This window comes from Halothece sp. PCC 7418 (assembly GCF_000317635.1).
GTDB lineage: Bacteria > Cyanobacteriota > Cyanobacteriia > Cyanobacteriales > Rubidibacteraceae > Halothece.
In genome coordinates this window covers 2,449,809-2,474,850 of the sequence record NC_019779.1, presented here as the reverse complement: position 1 = coordinate 2,474,850, position 25,042 = coordinate 2,449,809, and the positions used below count along the sequence as shown (strand labels likewise).

Annotated in this window: 36 protein-coding genes; 19 read left to right on the top strand and 17 right to left on the bottom strand. The window is 42.2% G+C overall.

Annotation, left to right across the window (positions count from 1 at the left end; translation table 11 throughout):
• Positions 1-100: 100 nt before the first annotated feature.
• On the bottom strand, positions 101-1,672 hold the full coding sequence (locus PCC7418_RS11170) for an Hsp70 family protein (RefSeq protein WP_015226291.1): 1,572 nt from the start codon (positions 1,670-1,672) through the stop codon (positions 101-103).
• Between the two features lie 225 nt (positions 1,673-1,897).
• Complete coding sequence (locus PCC7418_RS11165; RefSeq protein ID WP_015226290.1) at positions 1,898-2,143, bottom strand: DUF433 domain-containing protein; 246 nt, start codon at positions 2,141-2,143, stop codon at positions 1,898-1,900.
• 140 nt (positions 2,144-2,283) lie between these two features.
• On the opposite strand from PCC7418_RS11165, the gene PCC7418_RS11160 reads away from it, so the two are divergent.
• Complete coding sequence (locus PCC7418_RS11160; RefSeq protein ID WP_015226289.1) at positions 2,284-2,499, top strand: hypothetical protein; 216 nt, start codon at positions 2,284-2,286, stop codon at positions 2,497-2,499.
• A gap of 323 nt (positions 2,500-2,822) precedes the next feature.
• On the opposite strand, the gene PCC7418_RS11155 is transcribed toward PCC7418_RS11160, so the two are convergent.
• Positions 2,823-3,305, bottom strand: coding sequence for a DUF3368 domain-containing protein (locus PCC7418_RS11155; protein WP_015226288.1), 483 nt, complete (start codon positions 3,303-3,305; stop codon positions 2,823-2,825).
• Positions 3,302-3,547 (bottom strand): UPF0175 family protein, encoded by a 246-nt coding sequence (locus PCC7418_RS11150; protein ID WP_015226287.1) that lies wholly within the window; start codon positions 3,545-3,547, stop codon positions 3,302-3,304. Before PCC7418_RS11150 ends, PCC7418_RS11155 begins: the two co-directional genes overlap by 4 nt.
• An 85-nt stretch (positions 3,548-3,632) precedes the next feature.
• On the opposite strand from PCC7418_RS11150, the gene PCC7418_RS11145 reads away from it, so the two are divergent.
• Genes PCC7418_RS11145 through PCC7418_RS11135 form a run of 3 tightly spaced genes read left to right on the top strand, consistent with a single transcriptional unit; the run spans position 3,633 to position 5,263 of the window.
• On the top strand, positions 3,633-4,637 hold the full coding sequence (locus PCC7418_RS11145) for an SUMF1/EgtB/PvdO family nonheme iron enzyme (RefSeq protein WP_015226286.1): 1,005 nt from the start codon (positions 3,633-3,635) through the stop codon (positions 4,635-4,637).
• Positions 4,638-4,685: 48 nt separating this feature from the next.
• Entirely contained in the window at positions 4,686-4,922 is a 237-nt protein-coding gene (locus tag PCC7418_RS11140) for a hypothetical protein (RefSeq protein WP_015226285.1), read from the top strand.
• Positions 4,901-5,263, top strand: coding sequence for a type II toxin-antitoxin system RelE/ParE family toxin (locus PCC7418_RS11135; protein ID WP_015226284.1), 363 nt, complete (start codon positions 4,901-4,903; stop codon positions 5,261-5,263). Before PCC7418_RS11140 ends, PCC7418_RS11135 begins: the two co-directional genes overlap by 22 nt.
• 215 nt (positions 5,264-5,478) lie before the next feature.
• On the opposite strand, the gene PCC7418_RS11130 is transcribed toward PCC7418_RS11135, so the two are convergent.
• The 5 genes from PCC7418_RS11130 to PCC7418_RS11115 form a co-directional block, all read right to left on the bottom strand.
• Positions 5,479-6,105 (bottom strand): Uma2 family endonuclease, encoded by a 627-nt coding sequence (locus PCC7418_RS11130; RefSeq protein WP_015226283.1) that lies wholly within the window; start codon positions 6,103-6,105, stop codon positions 5,479-5,481.
• Positions 6,106-6,152: 47 nt separating this feature from the next.
• The gene (locus tag PCC7418_RS11125; RefSeq protein ID WP_015226282.1) at positions 6,153-6,371 is read right to left on the bottom strand and encodes a type II toxin-antitoxin system HicB family antitoxin; all 219 of its coding nucleotides are present in this window, start codon (positions 6,369-6,371) and stop codon (positions 6,153-6,155) included.
• 83 nt (positions 6,372-6,454) lie between these two features.
• Positions 6,455-6,535 (bottom strand): hypothetical protein, encoded by an 81-nt coding sequence (locus tag PCC7418_RS21370; RefSeq protein ID WP_396275492.1) that lies wholly within the window; start codon positions 6,533-6,535, stop codon positions 6,455-6,457.
• Positions 6,536-6,595: 60 nt separating this feature from the next.
• Positions 6,596-7,138, bottom strand: a complete 543-nt coding sequence (locus PCC7418_RS11120) for a nucleotide exchange factor GrpE (RefSeq protein WP_015226281.1) — start codon at positions 7,136-7,138, stop codon at positions 6,596-6,598.
• Entirely contained in the window at positions 7,135-7,356 is a 222-nt protein-coding gene (locus tag PCC7418_RS11115) for a DUF2997 domain-containing protein (RefSeq protein ID WP_015226280.1), read from the bottom strand. The genes PCC7418_RS11120 and PCC7418_RS11115 overlap by 4 nt, the downstream gene beginning before the upstream one ends.
• A gap of 277 nt (positions 7,357-7,633) precedes the next feature.
• On the opposite strand from PCC7418_RS11115, the gene PCC7418_RS11110 reads away from it, so the two are divergent.
• From PCC7418_RS11110 to PCC7418_RS11095, 4 genes are read left to right on the top strand one after another with little or no spacing between them, the layout of a single operon-like run.
• Positions 7,634-9,148 carry an AAA family ATPase gene (locus tag PCC7418_RS11110; protein ID WP_235620692.1) on the top strand — a complete coding sequence of 505 codons (1,515 nt, stop codon included), beginning with the start codon at positions 7,634-7,636 and terminating at the stop codon, positions 9,146-9,148.
• A 24-nt stretch (positions 9,149-9,172) separates the two neighbouring features.
• A complete protein-coding gene (locus PCC7418_RS11105) occupies positions 9,173-9,547 on the top strand; it encodes a DUF1257 domain-containing protein (RefSeq protein WP_015226278.1) in 375 nt (124 codons plus the stop codon).
• 3 nt (positions 9,548-9,550) lie between these two features.
• The gene (locus tag PCC7418_RS11100; RefSeq protein WP_015226277.1) at positions 9,551-9,895 is read left to right on the top strand and encodes a KGK domain-containing protein; all 345 of its coding nucleotides are present in this window, start codon (positions 9,551-9,553) and stop codon (positions 9,893-9,895) included.
• A 27-nt stretch (positions 9,896-9,922) separates the two neighbouring features.
• Positions 9,923-11,575 carry a hypothetical protein gene (locus tag PCC7418_RS11095; protein WP_015226276.1) on the top strand — a complete coding sequence of 551 codons (1,653 nt, stop codon included), beginning with the start codon at positions 9,923-9,925 and terminating at the stop codon, positions 11,573-11,575.
• A 138-nt stretch (positions 11,576-11,713) separates the two neighbouring features.
• Here the strand turns inward: PCC7418_RS11095 and PCC7418_RS21130 are convergent, their stop codons facing one another.
• Both PCC7418_RS21130 and PCC7418_RS11090 read right to left on the bottom strand, forming a co-directional pair.
• Complete coding sequence (locus tag PCC7418_RS21130; protein ID WP_015226275.1) at positions 11,714-11,836, bottom strand: hypothetical protein; 123 nt, start codon at positions 11,834-11,836, stop codon at positions 11,714-11,716.
• Positions 11,837-11,890: 54 nt separating this feature from the next.
• Positions 11,891-12,058 (bottom strand): hypothetical protein, encoded by a 168-nt coding sequence (locus PCC7418_RS11090; protein ID WP_235620691.1) that lies wholly within the window; start codon positions 12,056-12,058, stop codon positions 11,891-11,893.
• Positions 12,059-12,167: 109 nt separating this feature from the next.
• Here PCC7418_RS11090 and PCC7418_RS11085 point away from each other — a divergent pair, with 109 nt between their 5' ends.
• Positions 12,168-12,407 (top strand): hypothetical protein, encoded by a 240-nt coding sequence (locus tag PCC7418_RS11085; RefSeq protein ID WP_015226273.1) that lies wholly within the window; start codon positions 12,168-12,170, stop codon positions 12,405-12,407.
• A gap of 5 nt (positions 12,408-12,412) precedes the next feature.
• A complete protein-coding gene (locus PCC7418_RS11080) occupies positions 12,413-12,649 on the top strand; it encodes a hypothetical protein (RefSeq protein ID WP_015226272.1) in 237 nt (78 codons plus the stop codon).
• Between the two features lie 183 nt (positions 12,650-12,832).
• Here PCC7418_RS11080 and PCC7418_RS11075 read toward each other — a convergent pair whose 3' ends face one another.
• Together PCC7418_RS11075 and PCC7418_RS11070 are read right to left on the bottom strand one after the other, a co-directional pair.
• On the bottom strand, positions 12,833-13,093 hold the full coding sequence (locus PCC7418_RS11075) for a DUF2283 domain-containing protein (RefSeq protein ID WP_015226271.1): 261 nt from the start codon (positions 13,091-13,093) through the stop codon (positions 12,833-12,835).
• Positions 13,090-13,374 carry a DUF4258 domain-containing protein gene (locus PCC7418_RS11070; RefSeq protein ID WP_015226270.1) on the bottom strand — a complete coding sequence of 95 codons (285 nt, stop codon included), beginning with the start codon at positions 13,372-13,374 and terminating at the stop codon, positions 13,090-13,092. The genes PCC7418_RS11075 and PCC7418_RS11070 overlap by 4 nt, the downstream gene beginning before the upstream one ends.
• A 439-nt stretch (positions 13,375-13,813) precedes the next feature.
• Here PCC7418_RS11070 and PCC7418_RS20945 point away from each other — a divergent pair, with 439 nt between their 5' ends.
• Positions 13,814-13,936 (top strand): DUF1257 domain-containing protein, encoded by a 123-nt coding sequence (locus tag PCC7418_RS20945; protein WP_396275491.1) that lies wholly within the window; start codon positions 13,814-13,816, stop codon positions 13,934-13,936.
• 118 nt (positions 13,937-14,054) lie between these two features.
• On the opposite strand, the gene PCC7418_RS11060 is transcribed toward PCC7418_RS20945, so the two are convergent.
• Positions 14,055-15,146, bottom strand: coding sequence for an ISAs1 family transposase (locus tag PCC7418_RS11060; RefSeq protein ID WP_015226268.1), 1,092 nt, complete (start codon positions 15,144-15,146; stop codon positions 14,055-14,057).
• Positions 15,147-15,418: 272 nt separating this feature from the next.
• Between PCC7418_RS11060 and PCC7418_RS11055 the strand changes: the two genes are divergently transcribed.
• The 3 genes from PCC7418_RS11055 (at position 15,419) to tmk (ending at position 18,413) form a co-directional block, all read left to right on the top strand.
• Entirely contained in the window at positions 15,419-15,685 is a 267-nt protein-coding gene (locus PCC7418_RS11055) for a hypothetical protein (RefSeq protein WP_041596615.1), read from the top strand.
• A 337-nt stretch (positions 15,686-16,022) separates the two neighbouring features.
• Complete coding sequence (locus PCC7418_RS11050; RefSeq protein ID WP_015226266.1) at positions 16,023-17,654, top strand: alpha-D-glucose phosphate-specific phosphoglucomutase; 1,632 nt, start codon at positions 16,023-16,025, stop codon at positions 17,652-17,654.
• Between the two features lie 126 nt (positions 17,655-17,780).
• Positions 17,781-18,413 carry a dTMP kinase gene (gene tmk, locus PCC7418_RS11045; protein WP_015226265.1) on the top strand — a complete coding sequence of 211 codons (633 nt, stop codon included), beginning with the start codon at positions 17,781-17,783 and terminating at the stop codon, positions 18,411-18,413.
• 1 nt (position 18,414) lies between these two features.
• Here tmk and PCC7418_RS11040 read toward each other — a convergent pair whose 3' ends face one another.
• Complete coding sequence (locus PCC7418_RS11040) at positions 18,415-18,816, bottom strand: tetratricopeptide repeat protein (protein WP_015226264.1); 402 nt, start codon at positions 18,814-18,816, stop codon at positions 18,415-18,417.
• A gap of 107 nt (positions 18,817-18,923) precedes the next feature.
• Entirely contained in the window at positions 18,924-19,697 is a 774-nt protein-coding gene (cobS, locus tag PCC7418_RS11035) for an adenosylcobinamide-GDP ribazoletransferase (RefSeq protein WP_015226263.1), read from the bottom strand.
• 257 nt (positions 19,698-19,954) lie between these two features.
• Between cobS and PCC7418_RS11030 the strand changes: the two genes are divergently transcribed.
• The 4 genes from PCC7418_RS11030 to msrB all read left to right on the top strand — a co-directional run bounded on the left by PCC7418_RS11030 (position 19,955) and on the right by msrB (position 22,305).
• A complete protein-coding gene (locus PCC7418_RS11030) occupies positions 19,955-20,410 on the top strand; it encodes a hypothetical protein (protein WP_015226262.1) in 456 nt (151 codons plus the stop codon).
• The gene (gene tgt / locus PCC7418_RS11025) at positions 20,391-21,512 is read left to right on the top strand and encodes a tRNA guanosine(34) transglycosylase Tgt (protein ID WP_150107057.1); all 1,122 of its coding nucleotides are present in this window, start codon (positions 20,391-20,393) and stop codon (positions 21,510-21,512) included. Before PCC7418_RS11030 ends, tgt begins: the two co-directional genes overlap by 20 nt.
• Positions 21,513-21,640: 128 nt before the next feature.
• Complete coding sequence (locus PCC7418_RS11020; protein WP_015226260.1) at positions 21,641-21,778, top strand: photosystem II reaction center protein K; 138 nt, start codon at positions 21,641-21,643, stop codon at positions 21,776-21,778.
• Positions 21,779-21,906: 128 nt separating this feature from the next.
• Positions 21,907-22,305, top strand: a complete 399-nt coding sequence (gene msrB, locus PCC7418_RS11015; protein WP_015226259.1) for a peptide-methionine (R)-S-oxide reductase MsrB — start codon at positions 21,907-21,909, stop codon at positions 22,303-22,305.
• Between the two features lie 48 nt (positions 22,306-22,353).
• Here msrB and PCC7418_RS11010 read toward each other — a convergent pair whose 3' ends face one another.
• Complete coding sequence (locus tag PCC7418_RS11010; protein WP_015226258.1) at positions 22,354-23,646, bottom strand: Glu/Leu/Phe/Val dehydrogenase; 1,293 nt, start codon at positions 23,644-23,646, stop codon at positions 22,354-22,356.
• Positions 23,647-23,981: 335 nt separating this feature from the next.
• Between PCC7418_RS11010 and PCC7418_RS11005 the strand changes: the two genes are divergently transcribed.
• Entirely contained in the window at positions 23,982-25,019 is a 1,038-nt protein-coding gene (locus tag PCC7418_RS11005) for a hypothetical protein (protein ID WP_015226257.1), read from the top strand.
• The last annotated feature ends 23 nt before the right edge of the window (positions 25,020-25,042 follow it).

Genomic DNA, 25,042 nt, shown 5'->3' with positions numbered 1-25,042 from the left:
TTATCAGTCCCTGAAGGGGGATTGCCTCGAACAGAATAAAAAAGAACAAAAATTGAGAATGTCCCTCATGAAAGTGAAAACTCTTATAGTCGATTCAGAACTAAGTCAATTTTATAACTTCCGTGTCATCCACTAATACCCTTTGGGTTAACAAATCGGTAACGGTTCCCACTAATACTCGTTGTTCATTCACCGCAAACTTTACCGTAACGCGATCGCGCCCCACTTTCCCTGGGGGATCTAGATGCGCCACACAGACTTTCGCTTCCTCTCCCAAAGAACTAAACCGTGTTTCCCGATTCACTGTTCCCGTGGTCATCCGCCCTTGGGCATCATAACTCACTTCTCCCACTTGTGAGACATCCGCCAGTTCCCCAATATCTAACTCAATCTCCCGTTGTCCATCCACTGCGACTTGTAAGGTAAAGGGTTCTCCTGCACAGGGGTAAGCGGTTCCTTTTTCAAACAAAGGATGATACTGATACTGTTGCAAAGCAGGTTCCCAGAGACGGATTGCGTAACTATGGCGTAAATAATCATCAACCGAATGTAAACGCGCAGCCCGTAACGCCCCATGAGATACCGCTTCAAACGGGTTGGAAAAGTGGACTCGCTTCCGTCCAAAAAAGGAGACCACCAACTGTTGTACCGCAGGAATCAGGGAACTTCCCCCTGTGAGAAATACTTGTTCAATCTCACTTTTTTGGATTCCCTTCCGTAGCGCCGTTGAGATAATATCATCTAAAGCCTCTCGTAGTTCATCTAGAAGCTGTCGGGCTTCTAAAATTTCCTCCACGCGATCGCGCTGTAACTGAATCTCATAAGACTCAAACGTCTCCTCATTCAACCAACTCTCCTTTGCTTCCTCCTTCCCCGACAAGCGAATTTTCAACCGTTCCGCAATTTCTAATAAGTTTTGCCAGGTGGTTTCATCCGTATCCTCTCGCTGTTGACCCATGGAGGTGAGATAATCCTCAACAATCCACGCATCAATATCTCCACCACCCACATAAGCATCGGCTTTTGCGACCACTTCCCCTTTCAATTCCTGTTCATTCTCGCCAAACGCCGTTCGCACCAAACTTAAATCCAGCGTTCCCCCGCCAAAATCAATCACCAACACCAATGAACCAGGGCGGTTTTGGGCGTATCCCAACGCAGCAGCGGTTGATTCATCCACTAACTGCAATTGCGGAATCTTCAGTTCCTGCGCTAATTGCCAAAACCAATCTCGATACCGTTCAAACGCCCCCACGGGAACGGTAAACACCGCTTGGGTTGGTTGCAGATTCTCCTGTTGGATTGCTGTCCAGATAATTTCTAGAAACTGTTGACAAATCTGTTCGGGTGTGTAGTGAACGCCATCAATTTCTCTCGGTGGTGGTTGAAAGTCGGCGGCTAAATCCCGTTTAAAGCCCTTAAAAAAGTGATGCGGTTGACTCAACCCTAAACGACGCGATCTAACCACTTCTCCCACTTGATACTGATGCTTCTCATCAATAAATACAAGGGATGGAATTACAGGAACTTCTTTGATTTCTCCTTTGTTATTTCGTAAACGGAACAGGCGAGATAAGTTCCCTAACTTCAGGGTAGTGGGAGTTTCCGAGTCGGGGGGGAGGTAACTGATAACCGTGTTTGTAGTTCCAAAGTCAACTGCGATAATGGTCATCGGGCGTGTATTTTTAAAGCAGAACTTGTTTTAATGATAAAGACACTTCTGAAATGAGCAAATTTATGAATTTTAATCATGATTGAGATCATTAAGTTTTTCTAATTATTTTAATCCCTGTATTGTCAGAGTGCTCATTCTGACCTCCCCCCTAATCTGGTTTATAAACACGAACTAGAAATAATAATCTCCCTTGATTCCCAATATTTTCATCTAACTTGATTTTCATTTAGATTCAATCGGAATTTCAAAAAAATACTCTCTTGATAGTTCTGCCCCATAAGCAATACAAGCCAAAATATCTTCTGATTCTAGTTGGGGATACTCTTCTAAAATTTCCTGAAAATTCATCCCACTCGCAAGAAAATCTAAAATTAAAGAAACCCAAATTCGATGTCCTCGGATGCAAGGTTTCCCAAAATAAATATCAGGACTGATAGTAATTCGAGATAAAAGTTCTTGACGGTTCATCTCTTCTCTTTCGATCGTTCAGATTAGTCCACTCCATTCTAACCTGTTAGCCTTTAGATGTTAAGTTAGAGTTTGCTGAATAAAACTAAAACCTTATTAACTCATGGGGAATACGACCAAGGAAAATGGAAGGAGTAAAAATGTTAAGTGTTGATGAAACTAAAAAATTGTGGCAACCGCTTTCTCATCAATTAGTCACGCCTCACGATGAAACAACATATCAGCAGCTTGTAGATTGGTTAGATCAACTCATTGATGAAGTCGGTGAAGATGAACAACACCCTCTCGCCTCTCTCATGGAGATTATTGGTATTTTAATTGAACGCTATGAAGATGAACAAGTCCCTGAACTTTGATCAAAGTTGCAAGTGATAAAGTAATGAGTAGTGAGATTAATCAAAGTATGGCACAGCAACCAAAAGACACAGATGCGGTTTTAGGGGGAAAGAAAACCCCGCAGCGATCAGCTGGTTTTAGGAGGCATTCAAAATGATGGAAGTCCTTGGTTAACAGGAGGATATCACAAAGGGGGTGTGTTGCGCGGGGTTCTTGGCTCAGCGATCTGAGGAACTGCCGTTGCGCCTACCGTAACAGGGTCAACCCCGACGACGACTACAGCAACCTCGGTTTTCGGGTTGTCTCGTCATCCGTGACGACTCTCTAGCCCAATGCCTTTTTTTCATTCTTTAGCTAATCGAATCACTTCACTGTATAAAGTGTCATGAACCCAAAAACTTTTAGCTCTTAATTCATCCAAGAGAGGTTTGACGAAAGGGATAAGTTTTCGCTGTTTAGCTGCTAGTAAAATTCCTAAAACGCCCGTCACTGATAAACCTAATTGAATTGCTTCATTTCTTCCCCTTCGTTCGTCAATAATTAAACGTTTTGCTCCAATTTCAACCGCAAGTGCAATGGCTTCTGCTTCTCCTCTATCTAAATTAGCCTGTAAAGTTAAGATCAGACTTTGGTCAGAAATCGCTTTGACTTCTATCCAATCTAATGTTCTCACCGCGATCGATGCTGGTTCTTGATTTCCAGCATTTGTCAATTCCCTAAAAACAGCAGGGGGAATGATAATTTTGTCATAGAGTTGTTGCAATAATTTTAAATTTTGAATGGCAACAAGATTGCTAATGGGAGAAGTGTTACTTACAATACTCATTGCCAACCATTAGCCTCTAAAGTACGAACATCTTCTTGCAGTTCCTCAACATCATAATGAAGGGGAATTTGACGACTCGCAAGCAATCTTTGAAAATGAAGTTGATTCATTTTAGCAAAATGACTGGCTTGTCCAAGGGTAAATCGTTCCTGTTGGAATAGCAAGATAGCAATTTCAATCAGGAGTTCCCTTTCTGTCATGTTTACAGTTTGCAGAATGTCATCTGAAATCGTTAGACTCATTGTTTTTCAATCACCTCTTGATCTCATCTTAATTTTAAATGTTCCGCAGTGATAAATTAAGGGGGAGTGAGAGCGATTAAAGAGTATGGCACAACAACCAAAAGACACCGATGCGGTTTTAGGGGGAAAGAAAACCCCGCAGCGATCGCTGGTTTTAGGGGGAATACAAGGGGTCAAGCAACGGTTACAAGCCCCAGAAGAGGAAGTGAGAGAAGATGCCCTCTATCAAGCCTTAAACTATGGTGAGGAAGGATTAGCGTTAGTGATTGCTTCCTTGGAAGATGAAAGCCTGAGAGTAAGCAACACAGCTTATGAGTTGCTGTTAAAGCAACCTAACCCATCAAAAGAGTTAAAAGTTGCCATAGAAAACTATAAAAAGTTACCCCAAATGGTCTATATTTCAGGGGGAAGTTTTATCATGGGCGCACCAAAGACAGAAAAAGACAGTTATGACTGGGAAAGACCGCAACATCGAGTAGAAATTGCCCCTTTTTATATGGGGAGATATCCCGTCACTCAAAGACAATATAAAGCCGTAATGGGGGAGAACCCTTCTTCATTTAAGGGAGAAAATAATCCAGTAGAGGGTGTTATTTGGTACAAAGCAAAAGAATTTTGTCAGAAGTTATCCGAACAAACAAGGAAAATCTATCAACTGCCATCAGAAGCCCAATGGGAATACGCCTGTCGTGCGGGAACAACCACCCCATTTTACTTTGGGGAAACCATCAGCACTGACCAAGCAAACTATAATGGCAATTATACTTATGGCAACGGGAAAGAAGGAATTTATCGAGAGAAAACAACACCAGTGGGGTCATTTCCACCCAATGCGTTTGGTTTATACGATATGCACGGGAATATCTGGGAGTGGTGCGAAGATGTATGGCATGAGAATTATGAGGGAGCGCCCAATGATGGAAGTCCTTGGTTAACAGGAGGAGATCATAAACTTCGTGTGTTGCGCGGGGGTTCATGGGATGTCCTTCCGTGGCTCTGCCGTTGCGCCAACCGTTACGGGTACGTCCCCGATATCGGCTACTTCAACCTCGGTTTTCGGGTTGTCTCCTCAGTCGCAAGGACTCTCTAGCCCTTGTTATTTTAAGGAAATCGATCGCGCGATTCAGATACAAAAAACATGAATTTAGAACATATCCAACAACAGGTTCGTTATCTGACCAACCAAGAAGGAAAAACCACAGATGTATTAATTCCCTTAGACACTTGGGAAACTATTCTACAAGCATTAACCGCAGAAACCCACCCCATAGACAGCAAAGCTGAATTAATTGCAGACTTTAAGCAAAGCCTAATCGACGCGAAACAAGGAAAAACCTTTCCTCTGGAAGAACTTTGGGAAGGAATCGAAGAATAAATGAAAGAATTCGCTTTACTGAGCCCTTTAAGCGTCGTCTCAAAAAACTAAGCAAACGTTATCGTCAAATCCGAGAAGACATTAACCCTGTACTCGAAGCAATAAAGGCTGGCAATCTTGTCGGAACTCAAATTATTGGTGTTTCACAAACCGTCTTTAAGGTACGGGCAAAAAATAGTGATATTCCCACAGGAAAAAGCGGAGGATATCGGATTATTTATCAAGTTTTTGGCAATGAAATTATCTTACTTTTAGTCATTTATGCGAAATCAGAACAAACGAATATCACTGCATCAGAAATTGAAGATATTATCAAGGAAACTCTAGATCAATCCAACTAATTCTTCATTTGATGGAAGTTCTGGGTTAACAGGAGAATATCACAAACTTCGTGTGTTGCACGGGAGTTCGTGGGATGTCCTAATAAAAAGCAATCTCAAAAGATAGTAAACAGCATGAAGTTATCGTAGGGTGGGCAAGGCAAACCCTACTACAATGTAGTCCTTCTTTTTTAAGTGGTATTGTTGATCAATTTTCGTGACTACTTTAGAAGACTCTATTTGATTTGATTTCTAAATTCTAAGACAGCATCAAACGGTTCGTCACTGGGAATATATTTGGCTAACAATTCTAGCGGTAAATCTGGAAATAAAGAACTTTGATTCACCTTAATATAGTCTTGATTTTGTAAAATATAAACGCTCAGTTTTTCTTCTTCCCAAAACCAAACTTCAGTCACTTCTAACGCTTTGTATATTTCTAAAGCATCAATTCCGCCATGAGTAATTACTACTTCAATCGCTAGATCAGGAAATTCTTTTCGAGTATTAATGCAATAACTTTTATCAGGTTCAATTCCGCGAGAAAGGGATTGAGAACGAAAGGTTGTTGAGCCGAGAGAATAAAATCGAATCTTCTTGGCGAAAAAATAACATTCTAATAAAGTGCCAATATTTTCTTTATAGATTTCATGGCGACTGCTAGGCGACATTAGTTCTAAGTTTCCTTGCCAATATTTTAATAAGATTCCTGCTTCCTCACTGGTGATTTCTAATAAGTTCTCATAGTCTTGCCAAGTGACATTATTAATGATAAAAATTTGTTCAGCATCACTTTCTTTAGATTTCGCTAACTCAATCATTGCTTGAAAATGCTGTAATTTATCGGGAGTAATTAAACTCATTTTCTTAGCTAGAAATCAGTTTGTCTTGCGTTTCAATTTTAATCAGATTAAGTGCTAACAACTGAAGGAGTCGGGAGTGCTTCTCCTAAATCTTTATAGCAAAGCACTAATGATTCTAGAGCTTCCTTCCCATTAGCTAATGCTTCCTCATAAGTATCACCATGAGTCCGCCAGTAGTTACCTGGAAAATCTGGGAAAGCGACTAAAAAACACTCATCTTTGTCTGACCACTCGATCACCATTTTGTACTTAAGAGTCTCCAGCATTGTCTATAATCCTAATTGCATTGAAAACATCTTTTTCCTGATAGGGTTTGGCATCATTCCCATCGTTACCCGCGAACGTAATTTTACCAGGATATTATAGGATGAATCCAGTTGGTGTGACTTCCTTTACCTTTTTTCTCTTCAAAGCCAGCTTTTTCAAGCATTTTTTTAATTCCCTGATTTTTCGAGGCATCTCCTTAATTCTCAGCTAAGATTAAGTTGAGTTAATCCCCAACCACTCCTGCAGGTAAAGTCCGACTCACTTTCGCAGGAACGAGAATTTTCTCCCCTTGACGATAGCCTACAAAGCGCACATAAACCGTTTCCCCTTCTGCAATCTCATCACTATCAGCTTGATGATACTGCGGGTTAAATGCTACCGTTTCCCAAACTTCTCCGATGGGAGTGATCCCCCATTCTTCTAAGACATTTTCTAATGGCGTAAACAAAGCAGAAAAGTTTTTTGCAGGGAGGTCTGGCTTTGCTGCTGCCATTTTTCGCGCACTGGGAAACTGTGTTAACAACGATTGTAATTGTTCAAAGGTTGCCTCTTGAAACTCCTCATGGAGACTTGCTTTTTGTTGTGCTAACTGTTGGCGTAACCGTTCACATTCTTGTTGTAAGGATTCCCCTGTGGCTTCAACCGATGCCACAGGGGAATCCACTTCAGACGATTTTGACCCTTGATCCTGCAACCACAGAATCCCGATAACGGCTGCGATAAATAAGACCACACTAAACCAAAACAGTTCCTGTTCACTACTCATCCGTTATTCCCCTGTTCTAAGGTTTGCGTTTCTTCATGGATAAGCATTTCTTGTCCTTGGTAATATTCAGGAAGCAATTCTTGGGACTCCACTTCCCCTAACGCAGATTCAATGTCGGACGTAGTTTCCAAGCAACTTTCTCCCGATCCTTCAATGACCGTTTCTTTGATTTTCCCATCTTTTCCGATGCGGTATTCGACACGCTGATATTCTGCCATGATTCTCTAATTCCTACGATCTCGCTCTTATTCTACGCCTCATTGTTAGTGATATTGATGCAAGACTTGTGTTATTTTAATTCAATTTAAAGATTGTTTTTACTCACCGCAGAAAAATGATGGTAATGTGAAAATCAAGTATTTAAAAAAAGTTATGACTTCCTCAGTCTCTTCACCTAGAAACAAAGATGCTGTTTTGGGTCATTAGCATCCGCACCAAGAAATAATCCAACAACTGGATTTAATGCTGCGATCGCGCTACCCTTTAATATATCTGGTGGCAGTAGAAGAAGACCCTGTTGAACAAGTCCTCAGCGAAGTTTCCCAACGAGGAAACCCGCAACGTCAACTCCTCTACTGGGATATTGTGCGCGGTTGGAGTGATAATAACAAGGATAAAGGGTCGTTAATGCCTGCGTTAAACCGCATCCGTACCACCAAAGAAGAGGATGCAACCCTCTTTGTGATTCGCGACTTACATGGCGTTCTCAAACACCCCGAAACCGATAAAAACGCCCCAATTATCCGTGAACTCAAAAATCTCACCCGAGAACTCAAAACCAGTCGCAAAACCATCCTCCTATTATCCCACCGTTTAGAAATTCCCCCTGAACTCTCAGAAGAAATGACGGTGTTAGATTTTCCTCTCCCCACTTTCTCCGAGATTGATTATCTCGTCTCGCAACTGGTGACACCAGAGAAACTGAAACTGGAAGGCTTAGCAAAAGAACAATTCCTCAAAGCCTGTCAGGGGTTGAGTCGCGCGAGAATCAGACGGGTATTAGCCAAAGCCCTTGCTGCGAAACAGGAAATCAATGAAACCGATATTGATGTGGTTTTAGAGGAGAAACGGCAAACGATTCGTCAAACAGGCATTTTAGAGTTTTCTCCAGCACCCGATTCCTTAAAAATGGTAGGAGGCTTAGAAAACCTCAAACAGTGGGTACGGATGCGGAAAGATGCCTTTAGTGATGAGGCGAAACGCTATGGAATCCCCACCCCGAAAGGATTGTTGTTAGTGGGGATACAGGGAACAGGAAAGTCTCTCTCGGCGAAGACCATTGCCCATGAATGGCGGGTTCCCCTCTTAAAATTGGATACAGGACGCTTATTTGGGGGGATTGTGGGAGAAAGTGAAAGCCGTGTCCGTCAAATGATTCAGTTATCGGAAGCGATGTCTCCCTGCATTCTGTGGATTGATGAGATTGATAAGGCATTTGGCAGTATTAACAGTGGCGTGAGTGGGGATTCAGGAACGTCGCAACGGGTGTTTGGGTCGTTGATTACGTGGATGCAGGAGAAAACCCAGCCTGTGTTTATTGTCGCCACCGCGAACAATGTGGAAGTGTTACCCGCCGAGTTGTTGCGGAAAGGGCGCTTTGATGAAACCTTCTTTATCAATCTTCCCACGGAAAAAGAACGCAAAGCTATCTTTCGGGTGCATTTACAGCAAGTGAGAGGATCGCGCTTACAAGAGTTTAACTTGGATTTACTGGCAAAATCATCGGAAAACTTCAGTGGTGCGGAGATTCAGCAAGCAATTATTGATGGGATGCACTTAGCCTTTGGACAGGGAGAAAGTGGCAAACGGCGAGATTTTAATACCCAAGATATCTTAGCAGCGTTAGAGGAAACTGTACCACTGAGCGCGATCGCGCACCAACAAATCAAAGCCCTAAAACAATGGGCAGCCGAAGCAGGCGCAAGAACTGCTTCTAAAGACGATGGACTGTTAAAAGAGTTGCAAGATTATCAATCTTCATCAGGGATTAATCCCATTCAAGTTGATTAGTTTTTTTTATTCGGAGGAAACGCCATGTCACACTTTAGCACAATTAAAATTCAAATTAAAAACGGAGAGATTCTCCAACAAGTCTTAACCGAACTGGGTTATGAAGTAGAAAGCAACACCAAAGTTAGAGGGTATCAAGGAAATCAAACCAATGCAGAATATGTGATTCGGCAAAAGAATGGTTATGATTTAGGCTTTCGTCGCAATGGGGAGAGTTATGAATTAGTTGCCGATTTTTGGGGTACAAGCATTAATCAACAGGAATTTCTGAATCAAATTAATCAAAAGTATGCCCATCAAACCTTGATGCAAACGGTAGAGGAACAAGGCTTTGATGTGGAAGAGGAGGAAGTGTTAGAAGATGGAACGGTGAAAGTAGTTGTCGGGAGATGGGTGTAAGTCATGAGTGATTCTCAAGGCAATAATCAAAGCAAAGATGCCGTTTTAGGCGGAGAATTGGGAAAACAAAATAAATTTAGACGTGACCCAAAGTTACAAGCTGATGATGTTATTTCAGTGACTGGTTCTAATGTTAGACGTGGCTTGATTCCCCATCACAATACCTTTAAGTTTTCAGAAATTGAAGAACAAGTGCTGCCAAAAATCCTTCAAAATTCTGAAATCAAACAACTGAAAGAAGGAATTGAAGTTGAGGTTTTATCCCCTCATCAGCCTTGGCGTAAAGGAAAATTAAAGTTGAAAATCGAGTGTGAATTAACATTCATTCCAGAAGAATCAGGGGAATAATAAAGTTTAGACAGGAGGAGTAAGGGAATGAGTGAAGAACAAAAGCAGCCCAAACAGACAGATGCAGTCTTAGGTGGACAAACAGCACCGAAACGAGGGTTAGTTTTAGGAGGACTTGAAGGGTTAAAAAAACGGTTAGAAACTTCTAATTCACAAGAGCGTTTAATTGCTTTACAGCAAGCAGATAATTATGGGAGGGAAGGGTTAAAGCTCGTCAAGACTGCTTCAATTAAAGATAAATTAGCTCTGGCAAAAAGTAGGAATACTCCAGTAAAAGTTCTCTATCTTCTTGCTCAAGATCAGAATCAGGAAGTATGCGACAATGTGGTAGAAAATCCCAACACTCCCCTAGAAATCGTAAGAGAGTTAGCGCGTGATGGTGTTTTTCAAGCTGAACAAAAGCTAGAAGAAATTGCTCGTAATCCCAACACTCCCCTAGAAACCGTAAGAGAGTTAGCGCGTGATGGTGTTTTTGAAGCTGAACAAAAGCTAGAAGAAATTGCTCGTAATCCCAACACTCCTGTAGAAATCCTTAAACAACTGGCTGAGGATAATAATTGGATGGTAAGTGAGGCAATTGCCTATAATCCTAATATTCCCCTAGAAACCCTCAAGCAACTGGCTCGGCAGTATTCTGAAGTAGGAGAAGCAGTTGCTCGTAATCCCAACACTCCCCTAGAAACCGTAAGAGAGTTAGCTCGTGATGGTGTTTTTGAAGCTGAACAAAAGCTAGAAGAAATTGTTCGTAATCCCAACACTCCCCTAGAAACCGTAAGAGAGTTAGCTCGTGATGGTGTTTTTGAAGCTGAACAAAAGCTAGAAGAAATTGCTCGTAATCCCAACACTCCTGTAGAAATCCTTAAACAACTGGCTGAGGATAATAATTGGATGGTAAGTGAGGCAATTGCCTATAATCCTAATATTCCCCTAGAAACCCTCAAGCAACTGGCTCGGCAGTATTCTGAAGTAGGAGAAGCAGTTGCTCGTAATCCCAACACTCCCCTAGAAACCGTAAGAGAGTTAGCTCGTGATGGTGTTTTTGAAGCTGAACACAAGCTAGAAGAAATTGCTCGTAATCCCAACACTCCCCTAGAAACCGTAAGAGAGTTAGCTCGTGATGGTGTTTTTGAAGCTAAAGACAAGCTAGAAGAAATTGCTCGTAATCCCAACACTCCCCTAGAAACCGTAAGAGAGTTAGCTCGGAATGGTGTTTTTGAAGCTAAATATAAGCTAGAAGAAATTGCTCGTAATCCCAACACTCCTGTAGAAATCCTCAAGCAACTGGCTCGGCAGTATTCTGAAGTAGGAGAAGAAATTGCTCGTAATCCCAACACTCCCCTAGAAACCTTAAGAGAGTTAGCTCGGGATGGTGTTTTTGAAGCTAAAGACAAGCTAGAAGAAATTGCTCGTACAGAAGAAGAAATTGCTCGTATAGAAACCGTAAGAGAGTTAGCTCGGGATGGTGTTTTTGAAGCTGAACAAAAGCTAGAAGAAATTGCTCGTAATCCCAACACTCCCATAGAAATTCTCCAATCTCTGGCTCAGGATGAAGATTGGATAGTACGCTCAGAGGTGGCGGAAAATCCTAACACTCCTGTAGAAACTCTCCAATCTCTGGCTCAGGATGAAGATTGCTTGGTAAGCACAAAAGCCCTTCTCGCTCTTGACGAGCAAGCATGAGACATTTTCTTTCAGAAATTAGAAACCTCTCTCAAAGGTAAAATTTGATCATTAGAGGAATGGGAGCGCATCATTCAACAAAAGAGCAATCCTAATTCTGGAAACAGCCTAGAGAGTTGAGACAGAAGCGCGGTCAAATTAGAAATTAAATAATTGTTGCAAAGACTCTTGGGCAGTAGCGCGATCGCGTGATTTAATAATATCTTTGAGGAGCGCGATCGGGTTTGGTGGAAATGGAACAATAACCACATTGCTATTCATAAATCTTCATAGGCGATTTCATCAGCTTCAGAGTTCCATTCGGTGAGAGTTGTTTCAACTCCTTTTAAATAACCTCGATCGGAAATCGAAGAGAAATAAGCGCGATCGCGCAGACTTTTCTAAAACAATGACTTCAACCGTTTCCCCAGCTTGAAAAGGTAATCCTTTTAAGGTCACTTCTCCATCTGTTGTTAAGGTAAGGGACACTTTATGTGCATTCATGGTTAATTTTTTGTCCATAAGAATAACTGCCTCTCTACCAAAATAATTGATCGCGTCTGATTACAGCTATTTTTTAGAAAAACCTTCAAACTTGTTATACTCTTAGGATATGGGGAGTAACTTTGAGTTAATTGGCGATCTAAGAGAGGTTGAGGTCATTGCCGTTAATTTGTCAATCCGCGAGTTGCGACGATTGAGGGATCGCTTTGGCGGTAGGCGGTGGCGGAAACTTAAAGGGGTTGGACTCATACGCTTTCCCAATGGAGAAGTTCGTCAAGCAGAGTTGCATTGGTACGAGGCGCACGGAATCGGTGGGCGCAAAATGAAAGTTAAGCGTATTTTGGACTAAAACCAATGAATCAAGCAGAATTAAACGTTCAATTTGCTATCTGTATTTCAGAGGAAAAAGATGGAGATTTAGAAGTTTGGAAACTTTATCGTGTTTTATCCGATCGCAAAGCCAATGAAGTAGAATGTTTCCGAGTGATTGATGAATCTGGAGAAGATTATCTCTATCCGCAGAGTCAATTTGTCTTAGTAGAATTGCCCGAAGCCGTTCAAAAGAAATTACTGTCCGCCGTTGAAGAATAAAATAGCGCGATCGGGTTTGGTGGAAATGAAACAACAACCACTTCAAATTGCTGATATAGCGTTTCCTAGTTGGTTGAAGTACAAAGCGAGTCGGTGGATGTTCATGGTTGATTAACCTGTCGAATGGTCAAAGAACGAAGAACAACGAACAAATAACGAATTAACTTTTTCAGCAACCCCTATTTAAGCTGCTTGGACAGCAATTAAAGATATTAGAAAATCACTGAGTTGTTGCTTTTCCTCTCTAGTTTCCAACACTTGATAAAGACTCTTAAGTTCTTCAATTGACAGTTTTTCAATATGATATAACTCAATGCCAACAATTTTATCTTGAGCATCAAAATCATAAACAATCCCTGAAGTCACTTCTTCCGATTCGATGATTTCTGAAGAGAATAATTCAATATAGGCTGTTTTTTCTATAGAATCATAATTGATTTTCATAAAAACCTATTTTTTGCCTTTCTATCAAAATGAATCGTCACTATTTTAAATGGGGTCACTTGATCATTGTAAACAACCTTCAAAACTCTTGTTAGTCCATCCTGACAATCAACTTTTCCAAAAGCCCACTTTAAATCAGCATCTTTAGGATCAGATTCAATGGCAATGGAATTAATTAAGACTTCCCTAATCCAAGTTTGTTTGATTTGACGTTTCTCCATTTGTTGAACCCCATGATTACTAACAAAAACTTGAAAAGAATCAGTTAACTGAATAATCATTTATAGTAATAATCTTCATAGGCGATTTCATTAGCTTCAGAGTTCCATTCGGTGAGAGTTGTTTCAACTTCTTTTAAATAACCCTGATCGGAAATCGAAGAGAAATAAGCGCGATCGGGTTTCTGTCTCGTTGAGGGAGGAGCGCGATCGCGTGATTTAATAATATCTTTGAGGAGCGCGATCGCGGAAAATCCCCAACCCCCTGTAGAAACCCTGCAACAACTCGCTCAGTATGAAGATGAGGATGTACGCGAAATAGCCGATTCCACTCTCAAAGCAATAATAGGATTCCAATAACCTTAACCACTTAATCATCAGGGATTAATCCCATTCAAGTTGATTAGTTTTGTTACCAGAAAATCAGGAGGAAACATCATGTCACACTTTAGCACGATTAAAATTCAAATCAAAAATGGAGAGATTCTAATTTCTCAATCAAATTAATCAAAAGTATGCCCATCAAACCTTGATGCAAACCGTAGAAGAACAAGGGTTTGATGTGGAAGAAGAGGAAGTGTTAGAAGATGGAACGGTGAAAGTTGTTGTGGGAAGATGGGTTTAAAAAATTAGAAAAATCAGCAATTTAAGTTATGTTTGGAAGATTGATTAGTTATACCATTTCGATCAACTGGCGCTACACACCGATCCACTAAAGCCCCCCTTTCAAAGGCAGGGCTGTTTCATTCTATCAAAATGGGGAGTAGCCAAAGCCTCTGTCCAAGCCATCTTCGCCCTTCGGTAATTGATAAAAAGCCTAATAATCTAAAAAGATTGAGACAAATGGTCTTTAAAACTGAAAAGTTGACTGCTGACTGAAGATGGTGTATTGGGGAAGTATCTTCAGCAAAAATAACATCTTTGACCCAATGTAGTTGGTTTTCAATTCCCCAATGTCCCTGAATTTTTTCACTAAATTTTTTAGCTGTTTGATCACAACTACTTAAATAATAAACGATTTGATGATAAGGCTTGTCTTTTCGATAACCTTTCCTTTCTACTTTAATAAAATACTGACTTCCTTGCCAAATCTTAGGAACTTTTTCTGGAACTTCAAAAACAGAGACTTGGCGAGTAATTTGTCGTCCATGACTCGTGTCGGTGCAGATATTCTCTTGAAAAGGAATCTGATTGTGAGCAATTTCTTCTAAACTATTGTACAACTTAGGTTGATTTTTCTTAACCGCAATTACATAATCATTATGAGAGCGATTAATCGTTCTAATTGTTTCTTTTTGACAGTGGACAGCATCTAGAGTCAAAATTTTATTGAATAAAGGTGTATTATCCACCATTTCTCGAACACAGTGAATTTCTGAAGTCTTTTTATTCTCCAATTTTTCCAAGGCTAAAACCAATCCATTTTCTTGAGAAAACCAAGAGACAATTGAAGCAAAATTCTGTTTATTTCCGTAGGTATCAGTTAAAGTTGATTTAATACTTTTGCCATTGATCGCGATCCAATCTGGAATTTCTTCTTTTGAAGATAATTGAGTTGCCCATTGATTAAAAATTGGAATTAAATTATCATTTTCTATTCCCATCATGATTCTTCTAATGGTGGAGTAGGATGGAACTTTAAGGTGAGTATTTTTGGCAAGGCGAAGAAGATAGTCATGATGATTCTTAGCAAAAGCAGATAGGTCTCTATAACTTAAACAACCTACCATTAGCCCTAAAATAACAATTAGGAGTATCCACCATAGGGGATATCTTTTTCCACTGGAATCCCGCCAGTCCTTGACTCGTTTTAAGAAACTGATTAAACTAGACATATTAGAAATTTTTCTAAAAATGCGCGATCAAATCTTCGATTTGGTGCGCGGAGCGCAATCACGCTGTGGATTTAGTTACGCGATCGCGCTTTACATTTACAATTTTACCCCGAGAATGAAACAGCCCTGCCTTACAAAGGGGGGGTTGGGGGGATAAACTGTAACCTAAATTCTTAGAAATGGTATTATTATGTAGAAGAGGGAAAGCCAGTATGCTGTTGCCTGAAAACAAATTTCAGCAAACATCTTACCGATCAGTTAGGGATTCCAAAATGACTGCTAATCTTGAACAAACCGTCTTAGAAAAGTTTCGTAAACTCTCTGTAGAAAAACAAAAAGATATTTTAGACTTATTAGATTTCATGGAAAGTTGCTTATCAGATTCGCCAACGAATTTAGAAGTTCAAAACGCGAGAAAAACATTAAACGCTGCTAAAGAAAAAGCCCAGTCTGCCTCTCTTAAACCCGCTACGGAATTATGGGGAGAATTTAACCGCATTAAGACTCTAATCGCGGAAGATTATGAAAATCAAGGCTAATGATCAAGGCTGATTGACTGACAAAAGATTCAAAACGTAGGTTGGGTTGAGGGAACGAAACCCAACACCAGCAAGGGTCTTGTTGAGTTAGACTTCGCGCTTCCCAACCTACGATAGAATAGGAGCTTCAGAAGTTTTGTCCGTCAACCAGTGATCAAGGTGGTTCTAGATACATCAGTGATTTCCCAAAACATTCCGCAACGATTGAAAAGCAAGCAAAGCGCGATCATTTCTCCTTTCCCCAGCGCGTCCTACTATCAACCCCTCGCTCACTCCCTCTCCTATACTAGAGCAAATCGCGATAAGCTAAGTGATGACTGCTATGGGCTAAAATTCTATGAATATTCGTACCGTTGCGACAAAACCATTTGATGATCAAAAACCAGGCACATCTGGGCTGCGTAAGGCGGTTCCAACCTTCCAGCAACCGCACTACTTAGAAAACTTTATTCAATCTATCTTTAATAGTCTTGATAACTACCAAGGACAGCGTCTGGTTTTAGGGGGCGATGGTCGCTATTATAACCGCACTGCCATTCAAACCATTCTCAAAATGGCTGCTGCCAACGGCGTGGGGCGTGTTTTAGTGGGACAAGGGGGAATTCTTTCCACTCCTGCTGCATCCTGTCTCATCCGTAAATATCAAGCCTTTGGGGGAATTATTTTATCAGCGAGTCATAACCCAGGGGGTCCCGAAGGTGATTTTGGGGTTAAATTTAACACGCCCAATGGGGGGCCTGCACCCGCAAATGTGACCGAAGCGATTTTTGCTAAAAGTAAGGAAATTAGCGAATATAAAGTTCTCGAAGCCGATGATATTAATCTCGATCAGCAAGGGGAATATAAGCTGGGCGGGATGACTGTAGAAGTGGTGGATGCAGTGGAGGCTTACGCGGATCTGATGGCATCCATTTTTGATTTTGATGCGATTCAGAAGCTACTCAGTGGCGGTTTCCGCGTTGTTATGGACTCGCTTCATGCGGTCACGGGTCCTTATGCCAAAGAAATTTTAGAAAACCGCTTACAAGCCCCCGCAGGAACGGTTCGGAATGGGGAACCCCTGGAAGATTTTGGTGGCGGACATCCTGATCCGAACTTGGTTTATGCCCGTGAGTTAGTGGAAATTATGTATGGGGATGATGCACCCGAGTTTGGGGCTGCATCCGATGGCGATGGCGATCGTAATATGATTTTAGGGAATCACTTTTTTGTTACCCCCAGTGATAGTTTGGCGATTCTCGCAGCAAATGCCACTTTAGTTCCTGGGTATGCGAAAGGGATTACTGGGGTTGCGCGATCGATGCCCACTTCCCAAGCTGCCGATCGCGTGGCGAAAAAACTGGGGATTAACTGCTATGAAACCCCCACAGGCTGGAAATTCTTTGGCAATCTTTTAGATGCAGGTCAAGTCACCCTCTGCGGGGAAGAAAGTTTTGGCACTGGTTCCAACCATGTCCGAGAAAAAGACGGACTCTGGGCGATTTTATTCTGGTTAAATATCATTGCCAAACGGGGACAAAGTGTGGAAGAAATTGTTAAAGAACACTGGCAAACCTATGGACGCACGTATTATTCTCGTCATGACTACGAAGAAGTGGCGAAAGATCCCGCTAATGAGTTAATGGATCAGCTGCGATCGCGCTTATCCAGTTTCCCAGGACAACAGTTCCATGGCTATGAAGTTGATCTGGCGGATGACTTTAGCTATAAAGATCCCATTGATGGCAGCGTTGCGGAAAAACAAGGCATCCGCTTAGTCTTTAAAGATGGATCGCGCCTTGTCTTCCGTCTCTCAGGAACGGGAACTCAGGGCGCAACCTTGCGAGTTTATCTAGAACGCTATGAAGGGGATCAAAGCAAGCAAAATGAAGATACCCAAACCGCCCTTGCTGACTTAATTCAGATTGCCCATGAAATCGCCGAAATTAAGAAGTTTACTGGGCGTGATGAACCCTCTGTGATTACTTAATCAGAACAGTGTAGGGTGGGCATTGCCTACCCTATTTGTGGGGTTAAGTGCTGCGACCCCCAATGATTAATTTTTTGGGCTGACCTATGTTATAAGTGCTTAAGAGATTTGGAAGCTCATCATCACATGAAAGGTCAGTTTATAGTTTTTGAAGGGATTGAGGGCGGTGGCAAAACCAGTCAGATTGAACAAACCCGAGAGTGGTTGCAAAAAGGAGGGTTGGGGAAACCACTAGATGTCATTCAAACCAGAGAACCGGGGGGAACGGAGTTAGGTCAGAAATTACGATCGCTGCTGCTAAATGACCATAGTTTGCATATTGATGATCGTAGTGAATTATTACTTTATGCAGCTGATCGCGCTCAGCACGTTAACCAATTTCTGAAACCGCAATTAAAAGAAGGAAAAATCATTCTCTGTGATCGCTTTATTGACTCCACAACAGCTTATCAAGGTTATGGGCGAGGCTTAGATTTAGATTTAATTCGACAGTTGAATGCTATTGCATCAGATGGGCTAGAAAGCGACTTAACCTTGTGGTTGGATGTGGAAGTGGAAACGGGTTTGCAGCGAGTACAAGAACGAGGAAAGCGCGATCGCGTGGAAGAATCGGATTTAGCTTTTCATCAGCGAGTGAGAGAGGGCTATACAGCACTAGCGGAACAATTTCCCCAACGCATTATTCCCATTAATGCCAATGAATCCCCGCAACAGGTACAAGCAGCAATTCAAAAGACGCTGTTGGCTCATTTGAGCTAGATTACAAAGATAGCTGTTCGGCGCGTTTTTCTTGAAGATTTGCGATTTTTTCCTGTAATTGAGGCTGTTTTTCCTCGGATAAATTCAGGGCCTCATTGTAGGCTGAGATCGCTGCTGGATACTGACCTTTTTGCACGAGGGCATCCCCTCGTTGTTTCCAGGCTAAGGGTTGGTCGGTGTCAATTGCAATGGCTTGGTCATACAGGGCGATCGCGCGATCGTAATTACCTTGGTTTAAGGCTTCATTGCCACGCATCGTCCACGCCTTGTAATGTGCGCCTCGTGACAACAACTGTTCATCTTTAGAATCAACAATTTCTCTTTTGGCTTCATCAGCAACCACGCTTAACTGAGGCGTAACGAGAACAGTAATACCAAATAAAAAGGGAATCAATCGTTTCATCGCGACCTCCAACGGTCGTTTTTTTACCTATAAAACAAGCATAAATGAATCATTTCTCTAACGACTTCCTTCATCTTGTAGGGATTGCTCTCTCTCAAACGACAGATTTAAATCACGGTTAAAACACATAGATAAAGCGCCTCACTCCATTCCACCACTGCGCCGTAAGTATCGCCTGTATGCCCCCCTAACTGCCAATTAAACCAACCACTAACCATCAACGGAATTACTGTTCCCGCGATTAATAAAAGAAGAACCATCCAACTTAAATCAAGTAACAGCGATCCAGCAATGGAAAGTAATGCTAAAACCAACCAACCCAATAATAAATCTTGGGGAAACTGAAACACTTCTTTATGAAAACTGCCCTTTCCTTCTGCCTTTAAATAAGGAAACAGCGCGATCGCGCTGACCTGTGACCATCGTCCCCAGCCTGTTGTCAAGATTAAAAAAAGCCAGCGAGACTGATTAATTTCACTCAAAGCACACACTTTAAGAAAAATAACAATGACCGCTGCCATCACTCCAAACGCGCCAGTGGTACTATCTTTCATCACATCTAAGCGTTTTTGAGGATCAAGAACCGCCAAACCATCGGCAGTATCAATCACGCCATCAAGATGTAACCCTCCCGTTAAAGCAATACCGCTTGCTATCACCAACAGAGAACGAGTTAAAATCGGCACATGAGCAGTCATGAAAACCCAATCCTCAAAACCTAAAAGTGCCCCAATCAAAATGCCGATGATAGGGGCAAAACGAGCAATTTGACCCAGATCGAGAGACCAAGAACGGGGCAAGGGAATCATAGTATAAAAGGCAACAGCGCCCCACCAAGATTTTACGGTTTCGTTGAGAAAAGTCATAAATTTTTTCATCATTGAGGTGAACAGAACAAAAAAGTTGGGCTAAGATTGTGTCGTAGCTAAAAGAAACTGAATTTGATTCGAGCTTGAGTAAAGGAAAGACCCGTGCTGACCTTGATCCCCGCTTTCTTATTTTTGATCCCCAACTTCAAAGACTGGGGAAAGAGTCGCCCTCCTTTTTCTTAACGCAAGGTTAGCGGAAAGTGATCGCATCAAATTCTGGGGAATGGCTAATTTCAATTTTCGTGTTAATCCAGCATCTAAACAAACCCATGAGTAATAATAAACCTTCTCCACAAGTCCTTGCTCCCTGCATCATTGATGATGGCTTAGTTGTTAATAAAGAAGATATGTATCGCTTGCTTAATGATTTAGGTCATGTCCGCTATTTTCATTATTTAGACAACCAATGTAGCGGAGAGGGGGAAGGCTACATTGTCGAGGTCTTTGATGCCCCCTCACAATCAACCTTAATCGCTAATCAAACCATCTATCTTAACCTATCCAGTTTTGACTATCTGCAATTGCAAACCCAAAGTCACCAAACTTACTTTGATTTAGTGCAAGAACAGCGGACCTTACGGTTAGTTCCTTTAAGTAATCCTCTCAACTACAATGAATTGAACTCGAACTTAGATGCTGCTACTTTAGAAGCAATGGTGACGGATGTTCTTTCTGCCCGTCATGATGTGCGCTTGGATGATGAGGATGACGAATATTTCTTTTAAGTTTTCTTGTCAACACAGTTGTCCTCAAACACAAGCGCGAGCAGGAATTTTTGAAACGCCTCATGGTCAGGTAGAAACGCCTCGTTTTATGCCAGTGGGAACCGTCGCCACCGTTAAGGGCTTAACCCCAGCACAGTTGGAATCCGCACAAGCCCAAATGATTCTGGCAAATACTTATCACCTGCATTTACAGCCCGGAGAAGCCATTATTGAACGCGCAGGTGGGTTGCATTCGTTTATGGGTTGGAAGCAACCAATTTTAACCGACTCTGGTGGTTTTCAGGTTTTCAGTCTTAGTGATTTACGAAAAATTAGCGAAAATGGGGTCACGTTTCGTTCGCCTCGGGATGGGCGTTACATTGACTTTACTCCTGAGCGAGCCATTGCCGTGCAAAACGCCCTCGGTGCGGATGTGATTATGGCGTTTGATGAATGTCCCCCTTATCCTGCGGATTATGAAGCTGTCCGCTTGGCAACGGAACGGACAGAACGCTGGTTAGAACGCTGTATTACCGCCCACGCTCGTCCTCAAGACCAAGCCTTATTTGGGATTGTGCAAGGGGGAGTCTATTGGGATTTACGAACGCAAGCAGCGAAACGTTTGGTGGAATTTGATTTGCCTGGTTATGCCATTGGCGGTGTGAGTGTCGGAGAACCTGCTGAGTTAATTCATGAGATTGTTGCGGTTTCAACGCCGTTACTCCCTTGGCACAAGCCTCGTTATCTCATGGGCGTGGGAACGTATCGAGAAATGGTCAACGCGATCGCGCACGGTATTGATTTATTTGATTGTGTCATTCCCACCCGCCTCGGACGACATGGAACCGCCTTAGTGCAAGGAGACCGTTGGAACTTAAAAAATGCCCGCTTCCGAGAAGATTTTACTTCCCTTGACCCTGATTGTCCCTGCTATTGCTGTCAGAGCTTTTCTCGCGCTTATCTGAGTCATCTGGTAAGATCGCGCGAAATGTTAGGATACCTTTTACTTTCTTTACATAATGTTACAGAATTAATCCGATTTACCCAACGCATCCGCACCGCCATTTTAGAAGATCGCTTTGCCACCGAGTTTGCCAGTTGGCTCAACATCAGTGACCCGTGATAGTGTTACGCGCTGGGGAAAAAGATAAAGATAGGGGGTGAACAACGAACAACGAACAACGAACAACGAACCATGTTAAGATACATAGCGATATCTTAAGTTACTGCGTTGGTAAGGAATCACCCCATATGCAAACCGCTTTATTATTCGCTAAATTACCGGAAGCATACTCCATTTTTGATCCTTTAGTGGATGTTCTCCCGATTATTCCTGTGTTTTTTCTCCTACTCGCTTTTGTTTGGCAAGCAGCAGTGGGCTTTAAATAAAAATCAATCTTTATTAATTTTCCAATCTTGTATCCTCGCCACCTGCTTCTCTAGAGTAGGTGGTGTTTTTTGGCGGGTAAGAAGCGTTACACTAAAAATAAAGACGTTAAGAATTATTAATTAAACTCATGGTGGAAAAAGTGCAAAAATCGGAACAGGAATGGAAACAACAACTCACCCCAGAACAGTTTCGGGTAACGCGCCAAAAAGGAACCGAACCCGCCTTTACGGGGGAGTATCATGATCAGAAAGACCCAGGAACTTATAAGTGTGTCTGCTGCGGTCAACCCTTATTTGACTCGGAAACCAAGTATGATTCTGGTACCGGTTGGCCTAGTTTCTACGCGCCCGTTAAAGCAGACAATGTAGATTATGAAACGGATCGCAGTCTGTTTATGACCCGCACGGAAGTCTTATGTTCGGCTTGTGATGCCCATTTGGGTCATGTGTTTGATGATGGTCCAAAACCGACAGGAAAGCGGTACTGCATGAACTCTGCTGCTTTAGACTTTGAACCGAAAGAATAATCATCATCTGATCGCGCTGAGTTGGTTAATTAGGCGCGATCGTTCTCATTATTGAGAACTTTGAAAATAATCTCTTGTTCCCTTCGCATCCATTGCTTCTCCCAGACGATTTAGCGCGTGAATATAAGCAGCGGTTCGCATAGAAACGCCAAATTCTTGAGCAATGGACCATGTTTTTTCCGTTTCTACCGTCATCCGTTCTTTTAAGCTTTGATTCACTTCTTCGCTTGTCCAATAGAGTCCACTGCGGTTTTGGACCCACTCAAAATAACTGACCGTGACTCCCCCTGCATTGACTAAAATATCAGGAAAAACTCGAATCCCTTGCTTCTCTAAAATAGAATCTGCATCAGAAGTAATGGGACCATTGGCCACCTCAAAAATATATTTTGCTTGGATTTGATCGGCATTTTCAACGGTAATTTGTTTTTCCAATGCAGCAGGAATTAAAACATCAACCTTCAGATTCAGTAACTCGGCATTACTAATCACTTCATGTTCGACAATATTGCAAACGCTACTTTCACAATAAACCGCTTGTAAACTGCGACTGGACATTTTATAACGACGAATACTGGGGATATCTAACCCTTGTGGCGCGTAGATTCCCCCTTGGGAGTCACTAACCGCAACCACCCGATATCCCACTTGCGACAGGAGTTGGGCTAACATTGCACCAACATTCCCAAAGCCTTGCACAGCAACGGTTGTGCGTTCGGGAGATTGATCAAATTTCGGTAATAATGTATTAATGACTTGAAATGCACCGACAGAAGTGGCGGTTTCTCGTCCTTGACTTCCGCCCATGCTAATTGGTTTTCCCGTGACCACCCCAGGCGTGATGCGTCGTTGAATGATGCTGTATTGATCCATCATCCAACCCATAACCGTCGCATTGGTGTACATATCGGGTGCGAGAATATCCACATCAGTTCCGATAAAGTCCGCGATCGCGCTAATATAGCCCCGAGAAAGGCGTTCTAGTTCATGTTTGGATAATGCTTTCGGATTGAGGGTAATTCCCCCTTTAGCGCCCCCATAAGGCAGGTTCATCAAGGCACATTTGAAGGTCATCCAGAAGGCTAAGGATTCCACTTCATCTAAGGAAACGTTGGGATGATAGCGCACTCCTCCTTTTCCGGGACCACGGGTGTCATCATAGCGCACTCGATACCCGCGAAAGATTTTTAGAGAGCCATCATCTAAGCGTAGGGGAATAGAAACGGTAACACTGGCTTTGGGATATTGTAACCGCTCAATGGCATCCTCGGAAATGTTGACGTATTTTAAGGCGGTTTCTAAACGAATACTTGCATCTGCTAGCAGAGAGGAGTCAGCCATTACCAATGTTCCTGTTTCTAATTCCCTCTTTACATTATCATTGATCTATGCAGTCTGGATTCCCTTCTCGGATTTCGTAGGTGGGGTGAAATGAAATGTCATCCAACAAAACATCTGAAGAGTGTTGGGTTTCGTTACCTCTACCCCACCTACATCCTGGATTCCCTTCTCGGATTTCGTAGGTGGGGTGAAATGAAATGTCATCCAACAAAACATCTGAAGAGTGTTGGGTTTCGTTACCTCTACCCAACCTACATACTCTTAACCAGTGCTCTGTTTCAAACTATCATTGATAATGTTGCTGACATTGAAAACAGACAAGAACTTTCTCAACTATGGCTGAAACCCCCGAAACAACCGCTGAAATCGCTGCTGCGTTAGAAACTCCCACTGATCTAGAGTTCCAACTTCCTGATCCTGAAGACGAGGAAATTGAGGAAAATGAATTTGAACAGCGTTTAGATGAAGCGTGGTTGGTTTGTGAACGCTTCGACTTGCAAACGGATATCTGGCGGGGGAGAATTTTAAGAGCAGTGCGCGATCGCGAGAAGATTGGGGGAGAAGGTCGTGGAAGTGGCTTTCTCAACTGGCTGAAGCAACGGGAAATTAGTAAAAGTCAAGCCTATTCTCTCATTCAGTTAGCCAATAGTGCGGATACCCTCCTCGAAGATGGACAACTACAGGCGAGTTCTATCAATAATTTTAGTAAGCGGGCGTTTGTGGAAACGGCGAAATCTGACCCAGAAGTGCAAAAACTGGTTTCTGAAGCAGCAGAGAATGGCGATCGCATTACGCGCCGTGAAGTGAAGGAACTTTCGGATCAATGGACAGCGATGAGTTCAGATTTAGTTCCGCCAACGGTCAAAGAAAAAGCCGAAAGTGGGTCGCTTTCTCCCAGTCATCTCGCACCATTAGTAAAAGAAATGGAAAAACTTCCTGAGTCACATCTGAAGTCCATTCAGCAAGAAGTCGAAGAAAATCCTGATATGGATACGGTTAAGCAATTAACGTCTTCTGCTAAGAATTTGTCTAAATATTTGGATGCAGCAGCGCAAGTGCAAGCCATTTATAATGCTAATCTTGACATGGAAATGGCATTAGAAGAAGCCCTCCGTTTGGATTGTTTAAATACGGCTGCGGATCTGGTGAAACAAGCTACGAATTTAGAACAAGTGGTGGGAAAACTCTATACTACTTGGAAGCGGGTGGGAAGTTTGGCGGATCGATTGTATGTGGAAACGGGGGCGAGTAATCCTCATTTACGATCGTTACTCACTGCTTTAGAAAAATTGAGTAATGATACGATTGAAGTGCCTTTAGATGACAGCAGCGATCGCGTTGTGCGCTTAAAAATTATCAACGAAGAGCAATAAAATATGGTAAACTGTAGCGCGAT

What these genes read in the sequence shown, in the direction of transcription:
- PCC7418_RS11170 (WP_015226291.1), bottom strand. Translation starts at nt 1,672, where the DNA reads ATGACCATTATCGCAGTTGACTTTGGAACTACAAACACGGTTATCAGT.
- PCC7418_RS11165 (WP_015226290.1), bottom strand. Translation starts at nt 2,143, where the DNA reads ATGAACCGTCAAGAACTTTTATCTCGAATTACTATCAGTCCTGATATT.
- PCC7418_RS11160 (WP_015226289.1), top strand. Translation starts at nt 2,284, where the DNA reads ATGTTAAGTGTTGATGAAACTAAAAAATTGTGGCAACCGCTTTCTCAT.
- PCC7418_RS11155 (WP_015226288.1), bottom strand. Translation starts at nt 3,305, where the DNA reads ATGAGTATTGTAAGTAACACTTCTCCCATTAGCAATCTTGTTGCCATT.
- PCC7418_RS11150 (WP_015226287.1), bottom strand. Translation starts at nt 3,547, where the DNA reads ATGAGTCTAACGATTTCAGATGACATTCTGCAAACTGTAAACATGACA.
- PCC7418_RS11145 (WP_015226286.1), top strand. Translation starts at nt 3,633, where the DNA reads ATGGCACAACAACCAAAAGACACCGATGCGGTTTTAGGGGGAAAGAAA.
- PCC7418_RS11140 (WP_015226285.1), top strand. Translation starts at nt 4,686, where the DNA reads ATGAATTTAGAACATATCCAACAACAGGTTCGTTATCTGACCAACCAA.
- PCC7418_RS11130 (WP_015226283.1), bottom strand. Translation starts at nt 6,105, where the DNA reads ATGAGTTTAATTACTCCCGATAAATTACAGCATTTTCAAGCAATGATT.
- PCC7418_RS11125 (WP_015226282.1), bottom strand. Translation starts at nt 6,371, where the DNA reads ATGCTGGAGACTCTTAAGTACAAAATGGTGATCGAGTGGTCAGACAAA.
- PCC7418_RS21370 (WP_396275492.1), bottom strand. Translation starts at nt 6,535, where the DNA reads ATGCTTGAAAAAGCTGGCTTTGAAGAGAAAAAAGGTAAAGGAAGTCAC.
- PCC7418_RS11120 (WP_015226281.1), bottom strand. Translation starts at nt 7,138, where the DNA reads ATGAGTAGTGAACAGGAACTGTTTTGGTTTAGTGTGGTCTTATTTATC.
- PCC7418_RS11115 (WP_015226280.1), bottom strand. Translation starts at nt 7,356, where the DNA reads ATGGCAGAATATCAGCGTGTCGAATACCGCATCGGAAAAGATGGGAAA.
- PCC7418_RS11105 (WP_015226278.1), top strand. Translation starts at nt 9,173, where the DNA reads ATGTCACACTTTAGCACAATTAAAATTCAAATTAAAAACGGAGAGATT.
- PCC7418_RS11100 (WP_015226277.1), top strand. Translation starts at nt 9,551, where the DNA reads ATGAGTGATTCTCAAGGCAATAATCAAAGCAAAGATGCCGTTTTAGGC.
- PCC7418_RS11095 (WP_015226276.1), top strand. Translation starts at nt 9,923, where the DNA reads ATGAGTGAAGAACAAAAGCAGCCCAAACAGACAGATGCAGTCTTAGGT.
- PCC7418_RS21130 (WP_015226275.1), bottom strand. Translation starts at nt 11,836, where the DNA reads ATGAATAGCAATGTGGTTATTGTTCCATTTCCACCAAACCCGATCGCG.
- PCC7418_RS11090 (WP_235620691.1), bottom strand. Translation starts at nt 12,058, where the DNA reads ATGAATGCACATAAAGTGTCCCTTACCTTAACAACAGATGGAGAAGTG.
- PCC7418_RS11085 (WP_015226273.1), top strand. Translation starts at nt 12,168, where the DNA reads ATGGGGAGTAACTTTGAGTTAATTGGCGATCTAAGAGAGGTTGAGGTC.
- PCC7418_RS11080 (WP_015226272.1), top strand. Translation starts at nt 12,413, where the DNA reads ATGAATCAAGCAGAATTAAACGTTCAATTTGCTATCTGTATTTCAGAG.
- PCC7418_RS11075 (WP_015226271.1), bottom strand. Translation starts at nt 13,093, where the DNA reads ATGAAAATCAATTATGATTCTATAGAAAAAACAGCCTATATTGAATTA.
- PCC7418_RS11070 (WP_015226270.1), bottom strand. Translation starts at nt 13,374, where the DNA reads ATGATTATTCAGTTAACTGATTCTTTTCAAGTTTTTGTTAGTAATCAT.
- PCC7418_RS11060 (WP_015226268.1), bottom strand. Translation starts at nt 15,146, where the DNA reads ATGTCTAGTTTAATCAGTTTCTTAAAACGAGTCAAGGACTGGCGGGAT.
- PCC7418_RS11055 (WP_041596615.1), top strand. Translation starts at nt 15,419, where the DNA reads ATGACTGCTAATCTTGAACAAACCGTCTTAGAAAAGTTTCGTAAACTC.
- PCC7418_RS11050 (WP_015226266.1), top strand. Translation starts at nt 16,023, where the DNA reads ATGAATATTCGTACCGTTGCGACAAAACCATTTGATGATCAAAAACCA.
- tmk (WP_015226265.1), top strand. Translation starts at nt 17,781, where the DNA reads ATGAAAGGTCAGTTTATAGTTTTTGAAGGGATTGAGGGCGGTGGCAAA.
- PCC7418_RS11040 (WP_015226264.1), bottom strand. Translation starts at nt 18,816, where the DNA reads ATGAAACGATTGATTCCCTTTTTATTTGGTATTACTGTTCTCGTTACG.
- cobS (WP_015226263.1), bottom strand. Translation starts at nt 19,697, where the DNA reads ATGATGAAAAAATTTATGACTTTTCTCAACGAAACCGTAAAATCTTGG.
- PCC7418_RS11030 (WP_015226262.1), top strand. Translation starts at nt 19,955, where the DNA reads ATGAGTAATAATAAACCTTCTCCACAAGTCCTTGCTCCCTGCATCATT.
- tgt (WP_150107057.1), top strand. Translation starts at nt 20,391, where the DNA reads ATGACGAATATTTCTTTTAAGTTTTCTTGTCAACACAGTTGTCCTCAA.
- PCC7418_RS11020 (WP_015226260.1), top strand. Translation starts at nt 21,641, where the DNA reads ATGCAAACCGCTTTATTATTCGCTAAATTACCGGAAGCATACTCCATT.
- msrB (WP_015226259.1), top strand. Translation starts at nt 21,907, where the DNA reads ATGGTGGAAAAAGTGCAAAAATCGGAACAGGAATGGAAACAACAACTC.
- PCC7418_RS11010 (WP_015226258.1), bottom strand. Translation starts at nt 23,646, where the DNA reads ATGGCTGACTCCTCTCTGCTAGCAGATGCAAGTATTCGTTTAGAAACC.
- PCC7418_RS11005 (WP_015226257.1), top strand. Translation starts at nt 23,982, where the DNA reads ATGGCTGAAACCCCCGAAACAACCGCTGAAATCGCTGCTGCGTTAGAA.